Here is a 13,060-nt window from a genome sequence, read left to right on the forward strand (position 1 = left end):
CCGGGCGCGCCGGCTGCCGGCGCGAGCGCCGCAGCGGGGGCCGGCTCGGCGGACACGATGTTCAGCGCCGCAAGGGCTGCGTCGTGCTGCTCCTGGGTGATCTGTCCGGCTGCGAGTGCAGCCGCCAGCTGTTCACGGTTCATGCGGGGTTCCTTTCGAGGTGCTGCCAGTGCGGCAACGGGGACGGGTGCCGGGGCCGCGGCGCGGCCGGCGTGGGCGTACATGGACAGATCGAAGTGAGCGGCCGGCGCGTCGGCGTCGTCGGGGGCGCTGGCGAGCCGGTCGGCGAGGCCGGCGGCGACGGCCTCGTCGGCGCTGTACCAGGTTTCGGCTTTCATCACGGCGCGCCAGGCGGCAGGGTCGCCGCCGGCGCGCTCGGCGTACATGGCGGCGATGTTGTCGCTGAGCCGGTCGAGGTCGTCGGCGACGGTGCGGATGTCGTCGGCGTTGCCTATCGCGATGTTCCAGGCGTCGTGAATCATGACCTCGGCGTGATCGCTGATGACGATCTCGTCGCCGGCGCAAGCGATGAAGCTGGCAGCGGATGCCGCGAGGCTGTCGATCTGCACGACGACGTGCGCGCTGGTCTCGCGCAGCACGTTGCGGATCGCGATGCCCTCGTAGACGTCGCCGCCGGGGCTGTTGATGTAGACGTTCAGCGTGGCGACGTCGAGGTCGCGCACCTCGCGGACGACGTCGGCCGCGCGGATGCCGTCCCAGTACGAGCCAATCGGACCGTACAGGTGGAGCGAGGCGACGCCGCCGGCGGACTCGAGGTTCCAGGCCGGCGTCGTCTGCGCTGCGGCTGCGGCGAACTGGACGCGCGTAAGCGTCGCGAGTGCGGTGTCGTGCTGGGCCTGGGTGATGCTGCCGGCGGCGAGGGCTGCGGCGAGCTGCTGGCGGTTCATGCGGGGATCTCCTCGGGGGTCGTGCTGCGCAGCGTCTGGCCCTCCTGGGTGTCGATCCACTGCTGGTCGATGAACTTGCCGTCGAGGCCGAGCTTGTACGTCTCGAATCGGGTCTTGAGATCGGGCCTCGTCAGCACCTCGGTATCGAACTCGGTCTTCCAGCCGACGGGCGTGCAGTCGGGCATCGAGAGCCGGCCGGCGATCGAGGTGGTGTAGGTGGCGAGGTACAGGTCGATCAGCTCCCACGCGCGGGATTGCCGGTTCTGGTAGTTGAGTGTCGAGCCCTCGAGCGCGACGTCGGCGGCCCATGCGGGGATGCCGATTTGCCGCGCAAGCTTGACGTCCATGCGGGCCTGCGCGGTGCTGAGCAGCTGCGAGTCCTGGATGCCGAGAGTCTTTACCTCGATCGACTTGTCGGTGTAGCCGGCGCCGTACTTCGCGCGGGCGTTGCGCCACGACGTCAGCAGCTCGCGGATCTGGTAATCCTCGAGCGGCTTCTCACCGATGTTGTGCAGGTCGATCGACGGGACGGGGTTTTCCTCGGCGAGCGAGGCCGCGCGGTCGAGGACGATCGCACGGCGCAGCGTGCGGATGCCGTCGTGGAGCAGTCCGCCGTCTGGCGCGTCGAACTGGATGACGCCCCAGCCTTTGGTGGCGATGTCCTCGCCCCACGCTTTGACGAGCTTGCCGGCGTCGTCAAACTCGGCATCCGCGCGGTCGAGCAGCTTGACGCCGCCCCGTGCCGGCCATCCGTAGGCGTCGCGGCGCTGCACGATCCACCAGGTGCGGGGGTAGAAGAACAGGGCGTCTGCCGTCCAGATCAGCGTCTGCGAGAGATCACGGTCGTCCTCGGGCTGCTGCAGGTAGGCGAGCTGCTGCGCCGTGACCTGGCCGGCTTTCTTGGTGACGAGCGGCATTCGGCCGATGTTGGTGCAGAGCACGCGCCGGCCCTTGGCGACGACGTCGAGACCGAGCGCGGTGCGCCGGGTGATCTGAATACCGGATGCGTCGGAGAGCCCGAACAGGCTTTGAACGTCAACGGGGATCAGGTGGCTGCTGTCGGCCCACTGCTCGGGGGACTTGATCGCGACATCGAGCGGCTCGTTGAGCCACTGCCATGCGCGCGTCCAGAAATTCGGCTTGGTATCCACGTGATGAAATCTCGAGCCGACTTCGAACGGATCGAGATATTCATTTCGGCGTGTCTCGATTATGAGACATGCGTCCCGCTTCTCGCGCCTGCTGCAGCTCGGGGTGCGCGACGCGCTCGTGCGCGGCACCCTTGAGCCAGCCCTCGCGGGGGCTGTCGGCGAGATCGTGGCATCCGCAGAGCGAGCAGACGACGACGGTGCTGTGTGCTGTCGAGTCGAGAGTGATCGTCATCGGGTGTCCTCAGTAGCTCGTGACGGGCGTCCATACGGGCGCGATGCGGTGGTCGTACAGCCACAGCGCGACGGCCGAGGCGATGGGGCCGGCGACGGGGCCGGTCGAGTCGGAACGCGAGAACTTGGTGATCTCGCCGGTGCGCTTGAGCACCAGGTGCGCGACGCCGTTGGCGAGCGTGCGGGAGCCGTCGTGCAGCAGCGTCTTCTCGTCGCGCGCGGCCGTCAGCCACGTCTCCGTCGCGACGCCGTAATCCTTGATGCCGAGGGTCTGCACGGCATCCGCACCGAGGCGCAGCCGCAGGCGGTCGTTCAGCCGGCGCGTCGGCCCGCCGTCGTCAGCGCCGAATGCGGCCGGCCCGTAGCTGTAGATCTCGACCAGCAGATCCTCCATCCACTGGGTGTTCGGCGCGGCGTGCACGACGCGCGTGCAGGCCGTGCCGTCGTCGTCTCGCCAGCTCGCGAGGATCGCGCCCATCTCGTTGTCGTGCGCGACCTCCCACGCGATCGCGACCTCTGACCATGGAGCGCCGAGCGTTGGGTCGGCGAGGTCGTCCCAGTCGGCCGGCGGGATCAGCGGGTCGGCGGCTTCCGTCCAGATGTTGCAGAAAGCGCGCAGCCACGTCGGCCGGCTGACCTGACTCGCCAGCTCCATCAGCGCGGCCAGCTCTTGCGTTCCGCTGCCGTCCATCCGACGCACTGCCGGATGGAATCGCGCGATCGCGACCGGGTCGTACGGGTCTTCGCCCTCGGGCAGTGACGCATCGAAGTAGGCGATCTTGGGGTGTGATCCGGGCTCGAGGACGGACTGCCGGCCGCGCTCGACCCACTTGCGGAGGAACCGCGACGCGGCCGTGCCGGCGGTCGAGATCAGCCACACCTGACGGCGGCCGGCGAGGGTGACCTGCGCGGGGATGATGGCCCCCTCGAGCAGCGCGTCGCCGAGCAGCTCGTCCAGCTCCCAGATCTCATCCATGCCGACGAGCGGCGGCGTCTCGCCGTGCAGCGCAGCCTCGACCGGCGCGAAGATCTTGTTACGTGCGCCGTTCGGCCAGATGATCCCCTCGTCGCCAGCGGACAGTCGGAACTGCGGGCCGACATTCATCAGCGGCGAGCCCTCGATCAGCTGCTTGAGATCGTTGAATCGGCTGCGTGCGTCCTTGCCGGTCTGCGCGGTGTAGAACGTCTTGGCACCCGGCATCGTGATCGCGCGCTCGATCTGCACCGGGCCGTACATCGTGGTCTTCCCCGACTGCCGCGGGACGGTCACGATCACGATCTCGTAGACGAGATTGCCGAACGCGTCGATCTCGCCGGCCACGTCCCAGACGCACCGCTGCCAGATCATCCCCGGCTTGTCGAGAGCCCGCGCGATCTTGGCGATACGGCCGCCGATCGTGCGCCGGGTCGGGTCGCGGGGCGTCGCGTAGGTGAACCCTGCCCAGTCGGGGACGACGGCCGGGATGGTGTAGCGGGTGGCGGCCTCGGCGATCGTCATTCGCTGTCCGTCAGCGACGACACGAAGTCTGCGAAGCGCTGCGCGATGTCGCCGGCGATGGGTGCCGGCAGCGCGAGCAGCGTGTCGCGCAGCTGGCCGGCGGCCATGGCGGCAGCCGAGGCGCGGCCCGACCGGCGGCCGGCGGTGACGGCGTCGGCCAGTTCGAGCGCGAGCTGGCACATGGCGACGTGCCGCGGCTCGAGCAGCGCATCGGCCTCGAGTGCTTTGATCGTGGCGACGACGGCGGCGCGCATCGGCGAGATGCCGGCCTGATTCTCAGGCACGTACTCGAGGCCGGGGAGCGTCGGCGTCGTCTCGTCGTCGTTGGTCATGGTTTCTTCTCGTCTCGTCTCAAGCTCGGTTTTTTGTGGGTGATCGGGGAGAAATGGAAGCGGCTGCGCGTGGGTGTCCAGATCGGCTCAGCTAAAAAACGCCATGCCGCTCTCGACTGGGATGCCGACGGGGCGCAGCGGCTTGCGTCCTCGCGAGTAGTTGCATTTGTCATGCGATGGGCCGAGGTTGTCGATGTCGTAGACCGCGCCGCCGTCTGCTCTCGGGATGATGTGATCGGCGGTCGTCGAGCCCGGTCGTCCGCAGTTGATGCACAGCTCGCCGTACGTGGCGAGCGTCAGCTGCACGTACGCCTGGGCCTTGCGTCCTCCCCATCGCTCGGGCTTGGCGTCGGGGTCGGCGTAGGTGCCGGGGCCGTGCGGCAGGGTCATCGTCATGGCTGCCGCCTCGCTGCTCGACGCTCGACGATGACGAGCAGCAGCCACGCGATGAGCGCGAGCGGGATGCCGGCGGGGCCGAGGTCGTCGATCACGATGCCGCCCTCACGATGGGCCGCTCGCCGCAGTTGGTGCAGCGGTGTGACTTGGTGCCGAGGTCGTGGGCGTAGGGCGCTGACCAGGCTGCAGGACAGCGCTCGGTGCGCCAGCGCACGATCGGCGAGTTCTCCACAGCCGACCGCGTCGGCTCTTGTGGTTGCGCTGGGTCTTTAGATGTTCTTACTTTGGTGTTCTTCTTGGTGGACGGGTTACCGGCGACGGCAAGCCGTCTGCCGGTCGAGTTATCCACAGCACCAGATGACGGCTTCCCGTCGATGGTCGAGCGTGAGTTATCCACAGGCTGCAGCCCGTCGATCGGGAGCTGCTGAGCGCCGACGACGGGCAGCTGGTACGGGTCGCACAGGTGGAAGACGTAGCCGGCGAGACGGCCGCCCGTGCCTCGCTTCTGCTGACGATGCAGGTAGCCGGCCTTCTCAAGCTCGGCGACAGCGGAACGCACCGCCTCGCGGCCTTCCTTCCAGCTCGCCCCCTCGATCGCGCCCATCGTCACCGAATAGCCGGCGTCGTGCGTCATCAGCCAGACGAGGATGCCGCGCGCTACCCAGCTCAGCTCGCGATCGCGCGCGTAGACGTTGGGCACCTGGGTGAAGTCACGCTCCCACGCCAGACGCTCGCGTACGAGGGTTCCCGGCTCGGTCATGACGTGCGGCCCCATGCGATGATGCCGAGCAGCGAGGCGATGACGGTGCCAGCTTGCTCGGCCGGCAGCGCCTTGATCCGTGCCGTGAGCGCGACCAGCTCATCCTGGTATGGCTGCTCTGCGCCTGTCTCGCGATACTCGCGTGCGGTGCGGGTCGCCTGGTCAGCGAGAGCCGACGCTTCGGCGCGCCCCTCGGCGAGTAGCATGGCTTGCCAAGATCCCTGAGATCCCATCGTTCGATCCTCCATAGTCGAGCGCTCCATTTTCGGAGCACATGTCTATGCAGGTGGACACGAGCGAGTCTGATCCGTATTGGTGTCGGCGTGTCTCGATATCGGAGCGGACGTACCGCTATTCTGGGCGCATGACCATGCTGCAGAGCAACACGACATCAGTCGCCGGCCGTCTTCTCGAGACACGGCGTATGGCTGGCCTCAGCTCGCGCGCGATCGCGCCGCTGATCGGCGTAGGGCACGCGACGATCTCGCGGTGGGAGAACGGGCTGGCCGAGCCGTCCGTCACGCAGTTCGCGCTGTGGGCGAGGGCGACGGGGCAGAGCCTCGAGCACATGATCGCGGGGCTGGAAATGAAAGAGCCCCGGGATCTGGCGAGAGATCCCGAGGCTATTCCGTGCACCCCCTCGGACTTGAACCGAGAACCCACTGATTAAGAGTCAGTTGCTCTGCCGATTGAGCTAGAGGTGCGTGGCCCGGGATAACCCCGACCGAGGAATTACATTACCAGCCGACCGGTCCCATGTGAAATCGACACCGGCACCCGGGCGCGCCGCCGCCGGGCGGGCGGCGAAACATGGTCTTTCGACCCTCCGGCCCCGTCGATCCGGCCAGTATTCTTAGACCGTGACCACCTCCCCCGACAGCCTGCGGCACGACCTCGACCTCGCACTCCGCCTGGCCGATGCCGCCGATGCCCAGTCGCTCCCCCGGTTCGACGCGTCCGACCTCGAGATCTCGACGAAGGCCGACAACTCCCATGTGACGGACGCCGATCTCGCGACGGAACGTGCTATCCGCAGCATCCTCGAAACCGAGCGGCCGGAAGACGGCATCTTCGGCGAGGAGTTCGGCGCGCAGGGCAGCACCCAGCGTCAGTGGATCATCGACCCGATCGACGGAACAGCCAATTTTCTTCGTGGCGTCCCGCTGTGGGGCACGATGATCGCGCTGGCTATCGACGGCGTCCCCCAGGTGGGAGTGGTGAGCATGCCGGCGCTCGGACGGCGCTGGTGGGCATCGGCCGGCGGAGGCGCCTGGACCACGCTCGAGGGCGAACCGCGTCGGCTCCGGACGTCGTCGGTCTCCTCGCTCGACGACGCGAGCGTGAGCTTCCAGAGCATCGCGCAGTGGTCGGAGGCGGGGCGCCTCGACACGCTGCTGGCCGTGGCCGGGCGTGTCTGGCGAGACCGGGCCTATGGGGACGTCTACTCGTACATGCTCCTCGCCGAAGGACGCATCGACATGGTCGCCGAGTTCGACGTCAAGGAGTACGACATCGCAGCGGCCGTCCCGATCGTCCGCGAGGCCGGCGGGCGCATGACCGACGTCGACGGTGTCGAGACGATCTCCGCCCGCTCGACACTCGCAACCAACGGCACCCTTCACGACGACTTCCTCACCCTGATGCAGAACTGATCGAACCACGAGGCCCCCGCGATGAATTTCCGCATCATGTCCGCAGCCGCGGGCGTCCTGCTGCTCGTCGGAGCCCTCACCGCGTGCGCCGCTCCGGAGCCGCGCACGTCGCCCACGCCCGATGCCGGCAGTCCGCAGCCGACGCCGTCCTCCGTGCCGGTGACCTCGCCGACGCCGGAGCCGGCCGAAACGGAACTCACCTGCGAGTCGATGATCTCGGCCGGCACGGTCACCGCTCTCGCCGATGCCGGCTGGACCGCCGAGACGAAGGAGTTCGTCGTCGGGGGTGTCGAATTGACCGAGGGGCTGCTGTGCTTCTGGGCCGATTACACCGTCGGATCCGACCATGGGCAGCTGTACGGCTGGTCTCCGATGGACGACTCCGATGCCGCAGCGGCACAGGCCGCACTCCTCGCCGAGGGCTGGAAACGGGAAGACGGCCCTGACGGCGTCTACTTCACCGAAGACGCCCGATACGCCATGGGCACGGACGAAGACGGCTACGGCATGACGTATCTCTTCGGCGACGGATGGGTGCGCCTCGCGGACACGCGCCAGGGGCTCATCCTGATCGAGTGGCCGCGTTAGATCCCTCGTCGACTCCCGTCGGGGTCGATCTCCGTCAGGGGCGACCCGACCCCATCGAACTCTCGAGTATCCGCCCGAAGGTGCGGGAGACCGGTGGCGTCCACAGCAGCACGATGATCGCGGCCGCGAACGCGACCGTCAAGGCCGCTCCCCAGTCCCAGCGGTCTCCGAACACGAGGACGACCGCACTCAACGCGATCGCTATGCCGAGGAAGATCGTGAGCATGAGGCGGGAGAGCCCGCTTCCGCGGCGGACCCCGGCGGCGACGGCGAAGACCAGAAGACCGAACAGGGCGATGGCGGCACCGGTGAGCGAGAAGGCCGAGGCGCTCACGTCCGGGTCGTAGCGTCCCAGGAACACCAGTATCCCGAAGCCCGTCGCCAGCGCGCCGAAGACGTATGCGAGCACGGCGACCACCGTGGTGATCACCGTGGCGACGGGGGCCGACGAGGAGACGGGCACCGTGGAGGAGGACGTCGTCACGCGTGGAGCGTTCCTCGTCGGCACCGTCAGCACCAGACGGCGATGCACGAAGCGCACAACTTCGATGGCCGCGACCATCACGATCGTGATCCCGGTGAGCGCGACGGCGAGGTCCTCCCCCGGGTCGACGAGCACGAAGAACTCGCGAGCGAGCGGGATCGTGAACACTGCGATGAGGAAGATGAACATCGCCCCGACGACCGCCACCTTGAACCGGTTGAGCGGGCGGGCGAGGACCGCCAGAATCCAGATGCCGACGACGGCCAGGATCACGGTGGCGCCCGTGCGCAGCTCCTCCTCGTGCACACCGAGTCCACGCGCGACGAACGTGTACCAGGTCAGCCCGAGCGCGACGACGATGCCCGACGGGATCGCGAAACTCAAAGACCGTCGGAGGAAACCCGGCACGTAGCGCGCCGCGTTCGGCATGAGCGCGAGGAAGAAGGCGGGGATGCCGATCGTGAGGCCGTCCGTGATGGAGAGCTGTCGCGGCAGGAACGGGAACTCGAGGAGGAACGCCCCGAAGATGATCGCGAGCAGTGTCGCGTAGACCGTCTTGTTCAGGAACAGCATCGACACGCGCTCAATGTTCGCGATGACCTGGCGCCCCTCGGCGACGACGTCCGGCAGGTGCGAGAACTGTCCGTCGAGCAGCACGAGCCTCGCAACGGCCTTCGTGGCCGGCGAGCCCGAGTTCATCGCGATGCCGATATCCGCGGACTTGATCGCGAGGGCGTCATTGACACCGTCTCCGGTCATCGCGACGGTGTGTCCGTGGCTCTGCAACGCCGTCACCATGCGCTTCTTCTGCTCGGGGGTGACGCGCCCGAACACCGTGTGCTGGTCGAGCACGTCGGCGAGCTGGGCGTCATCATCGGGAAGCTCTCTGGCATCGAAGCCGTCGGCCACGTCGAGACCGACTTCTCGGGCGATGGCCGCCACCGTACGCGGGTTGTCGCCGGAGATGATGCGGATGCCCACCTGCTGGCGCCCGAAATAGGCGAGTGTCTGAGCGGCGTCGGGGCGCACCTGCTCGCGGAAGGTGAGCACGATGATGGCCGCGAGTCCGTCAGGGAGCCGCTCGGAGTCGACGTCGGCGTCCGAGAGCGCCGCGTGCGCGTGGCCGAGCACGAGAGTGCGGCGGCCCGTCTCGGCGAGTGCCGTCACGGTGCGCCCCAGCTCCGTCTCCGCCGATGTGGCCGCATCGCCGAACACCATCTCCGGTGCTCCCATCACCCAGGTCCCCGGGATGCCGGTGAACGACGCCGCACTCCATTTTCGTGCAGATGAGAACGGGATGTACCCCGACACGACGAGTGGCGAGGCGACCGGGTAGGCCGTCCGCATCGACCGTGCTGTCGCGTTCGCATCGGGCGCCGCGGCATACCAGGCAAGCGCCGCCGCCGCGTCCTCTGCCTGTTCCGGGGCGAGGCCGTGGAGGCGATGTGCCTCGTCGAAGCCGATCTCCCCGACGGTGAGCGTGCCGGTCTTGTCGAGGCAGATGACGTCGACGCGCGCGAGGCCTTCCACAGCTGGTAGTTCGTTCACCAGAACCTGCCGGCGTGCGAGTCGTGAGGCTCCGACGGCGAAGGCGATGCTCGTCATGAGTACCAGGCCCAGCGGGATCATCGCCGTCAACGACGCGATCGTGTTCACCACCGCCTGTACCCACGCGCCGTTCGAGAACACGGTCGTGTAGCCGCCGAGCACGATGATCTGCGCGTTCAGGACGAGCAGGCCGACGGGGCCGATGATCCAACTCACCCATTTCAGCACCCGGTTGACCGAGGTGCGCAGTTCACTCGAGACGAGGGAGAAACGCTTCGCCTCCCCGGCGAAGTGGTTCGCGTAGGAATCGGCGCCCACGCGGGTCGCGATCGCGGTCCCCTCCCCTGCGACGACCACGGCTCCGGACAGCGCATCGTCGCCGGGCTGCTTCTCGACCGGGTCCGACTCCCCGGTGAGCATCGACTCGTCGATCTGGAGCCCGCGCGACGCGAGAACCCGCGCGTCGGCCGGCACCTGCTCGCCGGCGCGGAGCACGAGGACGTCGTCGAGGACGACCTCTCCGGGCGTGATCTCCGCCTCCTCGCCGTCCCGCAGCACGAGCGCACGCGGCGCGTTCATGAGCGCCAGACGATCGAGCGCCGACTTCGCCCGGAACTCCTGCACACATCCGATGATCGCGTTCGCGAACGCGGCGAGTCCGAAGAGTGCGTCCTGCCAGCGTCCGACCAGGAACAGCACGAAGAAGCAGGCGAAGACGATGCCGTTGAAGAGCGTGAACACGTTCGCTCGCACGATGCTCCAGGCGCTGCGACTCGTGTCGGCAACGAAGGCGTTCGTCTTTCCGGCGGCGACGCGTTCGGAGACCTGAGCGTGCGTGAGACCGGTTGAGACGTCTGCGGGGGTCGTGTCCACAGACTTCAATATAGGTCCACGACGTCGGTACCCAGGCGTCTGAGCGGACATGAAAAGACCCGCCTCCCTAGTGATCACTGGGGAGGCGGGCCTCATTCCTGTGTGACAGCGACATGGTGGAGCTGGGGGGAATCGAACCCCCGTCCAACGCTGAGTCTCCACGCCTTCTCCGGGCGCAGTCTGTGAAGACGTTCTGCTCGGCTCCGACCTTTGTCACAGACACCTAAGTCGACAAGCCCAGCCTGGGAAGAGTCCCACGTGACGTCCAGACGCCATCACGCAGCAAGATTCCTAGATGACGCCAGGATCCGTATCGGAATCACATACGGCCTGACGGACTATCGGGCTCGCTTATGCAGCGAGGGCGAAGTCGTTGCGCTTGGTTTCGGCAACTATTGTTTTGCAGAGAGCGTTTACGAGATAACTCTGCATCCTCGGCCCGCTTCTCGTGGATTCACAGGCGCTGTCGAAACCGATCAGCCCCGTGGTCCTTCTCTCGAAGGAGCCGCTGTCACACTGTGGAATTACCATCCCGGGTGAGGAACACCCGAGCATCACAGACTACAACGTTCTCCGCCGCCACGCCATTCCACGGCGGATCCAGCCGCTGGCGTAGAGTCGCCCCATGAGCGAAGTCACCGTCACCGTCCGCGGCGAGCATGAAGCGCGAGTCGCGCCGGAGCGCGCCACCATCCGTGTCGGGGTACGCGCCGAGGGCCCCGAGCGCACCACGGTCGTCGAGAACGTGATGCGGCTCGCCGAGCCGGTGCGCGCGAGCATCACCGAGCGCGCGGACGCCGGCAGCGTCGTCGACTGGACCAGCAAGCGGCTCTCGGTGCGCGCCGAACGCCCCTGGAGCAGCGAGGGCAAGCGCCTCGCCCCCGTCTACTACGCCAGCATCGACTACACCGCCACCTTCGCGGAAGCATCCGAGCTCTCGCTGTGGGTCTCCGACATCTCCCCCTGGGACGGCGTCGAGGTCGGCGGGGTGGACTGGCACCTCACGCCCGAGACACGCACGCGGATCGAGCGCGATGTGGCGGCGGACGCTGTCGGTGTCGCCGTGACCCGAGCCGAGGCTTACGCGGGCGCGCTCGGCCTCGGTGAGGTCACGCCGCTGGAGATCGCCGATACCGGCCTCATCTCCAGCGGACAGCCGTCACCTGGGGCTCCGATGCTCAAAGCGCGTGGAGGTGTGGCGTTCGCCGCCGACTCGGCACCGGCCATGGAGTACGAGCCCGAGGAGATCGTCATCTCCGCAACGGTGGAGGCGCGGTTCCTCGCGCGATAGTCGCGTTCAGCCGTGGGCGGTGAAAGGAGCCAGTTCCGCGGCGAGACGCTCTGACACGCGTGCATGCACCGCGGTGCCATCCTCTCGATGGTCCACGGAGAGGAGCATGCCCGACTCGTGGATCGCTGCCACGAGATCGCCGCGGTCATACGGAATCACGGCATGCACCTCGATGGCGGGCTTCGGGAGCGCTTCTTCGACGGCTGCGCGCAGTTCCGCGATTCCCTCGCCCGACCGCGACGACACGAAGTGGGCGTGCGGCTGAAGGCCTCGGAGCACGAGCCTCTCGTCCTCCGCGATCAGATCGGCCTTGTTGAAGACGACGATCTCCGGAAGGTCACGGACGCCGACATCCCCGAGCACGTCGCGCACGGTCTGCAGCTGACCCGCCGGGTCGGGATGCGAACCGTCGACGACGTGGAGCACGACGTCGGCCTCGCCGACCTCTTCCAGGGTCGACCGGAACGCTTCGACGAGCTGATGCGGGAGATTGCGCACGAACCCGACGGTGTCCGTGAGCGTGTAGACGCGACCGTCCTCCGTCTCCGTACGACGCACGGTCGCATCCAGCGTCGCGAACAGGGCATTCTCGACCAGGACGCCAGCGCTGGTCAGCGCATTGAGCAGACTCGACTTGCCGGCGTTCGTGTATCCGGCGATCGCGACGGAAGGAATCGTGTTCCGCTTGCGCTCGGCGCGCTTGGCGTCGCGGGCAGGGCCGAAGTCTCGGATCTGGCGTCGAAGCAGAGCCATCTTCGTGCGGATCCGTCGGCGATCGAGTTCGATCTTGGTTTCACCGGGACCGCGCGAGCCCATGCCTGCGCCGCCGGCGCCGACCTGACCACCGGCTTGGCGACTCATCGAGTCACCCCAACCGCGAAGACGAGGCAGCAGATACTCGAGCTGGGCGAGCTCGACCTGGGCCTTGCCTTCTCGGCTCTTCGCGTGCTGGCTGAAGATGTCGAGGATCACGGTGGTGCGGTCGATGACCTTGACCTTGACGACGTCCTCGAGAGCGCGTCGTTGGCTCGGCGCGAGCTCGGTGTCGGCGATGACGGTGTCGGCCCCGACAGCGGCGACGATGTCTTTGAGCTCCTGGGCCTTCCCGCGGCCGAGGTATGTCGCGGCGTCGGGGTGCGGGCGGCGCTGCAGGACACCGTCGAGCACGACGGCGCCGGCGGTCTCCGCCAGAGCAGCGAGTTCCCGCAGCGAGTTCTCGGCATCTTCCTGCGCCCCCTGGGGGTAGACGCCCACCAGTACGACGTTCTCGAGTCGCAACTGCCGGTACTCGACCTCGGTGACATCCTCGAGCTCTGTCGAGAGTCCACCGACGCGTCGAAGAGCATGT

At 67.6% G+C, this 13,060-nt stretch carries 13 protein-coding genes, 1 tRNA gene, 1 other RNA gene and 1 pseudogene; 4 read left to right on the forward strand and 12 right to left on the reverse strand.

The features are described from left to right. From DW307_RS01250 to DW307_RS01275, 8 genes are all read right to left on the reverse strand, one after another. The coding region (locus tag DW307_RS01250) for a head maturation protease, ClpP-related (protein ID WP_168440962.1) at nucleotides 1–908 on the reverse strand (908 nt) is incomplete at its 3' end. After that, entirely contained in the window at nucleotides 905–2,059 is a 1,155-nt protein-coding gene (locus DW307_RS18025) for a hypothetical protein (RefSeq protein WP_168440963.1), read from the reverse strand. The genes DW307_RS18025 and DW307_RS01250, both read right to left, overlap by 4 nt. Before the next feature lie 40 nt (nucleotides 2,060–2,099). Next, nucleotides 2,100–2,291, reverse strand: a complete 192-nt coding sequence (locus tag DW307_RS18030) for a hypothetical protein (protein WP_168440964.1) — start codon at nucleotides 2,289–2,291, stop codon at nucleotides 2,100–2,102. Nucleotides 2,292–2,300: 9 nt separating this feature from the next. Continuing rightward, the gene (locus tag DW307_RS01255) at nucleotides 2,301–3,788 is read right to left on the reverse strand and encodes a hypothetical protein (protein ID WP_136023712.1); all 1,488 of its coding nucleotides are present in this window, start codon (nucleotides 3,786–3,788) and stop codon (nucleotides 2,301–2,303) included. Further along, the gene (locus DW307_RS01260; RefSeq protein WP_136023713.1) at nucleotides 3,785–4,120 is read right to left on the reverse strand and encodes a hypothetical protein; all 336 of its coding nucleotides are present in this window, start codon (nucleotides 4,118–4,120) and stop codon (nucleotides 3,785–3,787) included. Before DW307_RS01260 ends, DW307_RS01255 begins: the two co-directional genes overlap by 4 nt. An 87-nt stretch (nucleotides 4,121–4,207) precedes the next feature. Continuing rightward, nucleotides 4,208–4,516, reverse strand: a complete 309-nt coding sequence (locus DW307_RS01265; RefSeq protein ID WP_205810308.1) for an HNH endonuclease signature motif containing protein — start codon at nucleotides 4,514–4,516, stop codon at nucleotides 4,208–4,210. 91 nt (nucleotides 4,517–4,607) lie between these two features. Then, complete coding sequence (locus tag DW307_RS01270) at nucleotides 4,608–5,276, reverse strand: hypothetical protein (protein WP_136023714.1); 669 nt, start codon at nucleotides 5,274–5,276, stop codon at nucleotides 4,608–4,610. Then, nucleotides 5,273–5,482: a hypothetical protein gene (locus DW307_RS01275; protein WP_136023715.1), complete on the reverse strand. Its 210-nt coding sequence runs from the start codon at nucleotides 5,480–5,482 to the stop codon at nucleotides 5,273–5,275. The genes DW307_RS01270 and DW307_RS01275 overlap by 4 nt, the downstream gene beginning before the upstream one ends. Before the next feature lie 164 nt (nucleotides 5,483–5,646). Here DW307_RS01275 and DW307_RS18385 point away from each other — a divergent pair, with 164 nt between their 5' ends. Continuing rightward, a complete protein-coding gene (locus DW307_RS18385; RefSeq protein WP_446723823.1) occupies nucleotides 5,647–5,946 on the forward strand; it encodes a helix-turn-helix domain-containing protein in 300 nt (99 codons plus the stop codon). Here the strand turns inward: DW307_RS18385 and DW307_RS01285 are convergent. Continuing rightward, nucleotides 5,908–5,980: transfer RNA gene (locus DW307_RS01285), tRNA-Lys, on the reverse strand. The genes DW307_RS18385 and DW307_RS01285 overlap by 39 nt on opposite strands. 156 nt (nucleotides 5,981–6,136) lie before the next feature. Between DW307_RS01285 and DW307_RS01290 the strand changes: the two genes are divergently transcribed. Next, nucleotides 6,137–6,928 (forward strand): inositol monophosphatase family protein, encoded by a 792-nt coding sequence (locus DW307_RS01290; RefSeq protein ID WP_029259031.1) that lies wholly within the window; start codon nucleotides 6,137–6,139, stop codon nucleotides 6,926–6,928. A 21-nt stretch (nucleotides 6,929–6,949) separates the two neighbouring features. Next, nucleotides 6,950–7,516, forward strand: coding sequence for a hypothetical protein (locus tag DW307_RS01295; RefSeq protein WP_136023716.1), 567 nt, complete (start codon nucleotides 6,950–6,952; stop codon nucleotides 7,514–7,516). A 34-nt stretch (nucleotides 7,517–7,550) separates the two neighbouring features. Here the strand turns inward: DW307_RS01295 and DW307_RS01300 are convergent, their stop codons facing one another. Together DW307_RS01300 and ssrA are read right to left on the reverse strand one after the other, a co-directional pair. Continuing rightward, entirely contained in the window at nucleotides 7,551–10,421 is a 2,871-nt protein-coding gene (locus DW307_RS01300) for an HAD-IC family P-type ATPase (protein WP_136023717.1), read from the reverse strand. Nucleotides 10,422–10,535: 114 nt separating this feature from the next. Further along, nucleotides 10,536–10,905: a transfer-messenger RNA gene (ssrA, locus tag DW307_RS01305) on the reverse strand. Nucleotides 10,906–11,046: 141 nt separating this feature from the next. Here ssrA and DW307_RS01310 point away from each other — a divergent pair. Then, the gene (locus DW307_RS01310; protein WP_021198646.1) at nucleotides 11,047–11,712 is read left to right on the forward strand and encodes an SIMPL domain-containing protein; all 666 of its coding nucleotides are present in this window, start codon (nucleotides 11,047–11,049) and stop codon (nucleotides 11,710–11,712) included. A gap of 6 nt (nucleotides 11,713–11,718) precedes the next feature. Here the strand turns inward: DW307_RS01310 and hflX are convergent. Further along, a pseudogene (gene hflX / locus DW307_RS01315) lies at nucleotides 11,719–13,005 on the reverse strand (GTPase HflX); the annotation flags it as partial. Nucleotides 13,006–13,060: the final 55 nt, after the last annotated feature.

This window comes from Microbacterium sp. K27, from assembly GCF_004794435.1.
Taxonomy (GTDB): domain Bacteria; phylum Actinomycetota; class Actinomycetes; order Actinomycetales; family Microbacteriaceae; genus Microbacterium; species Microbacterium maritypicum_A.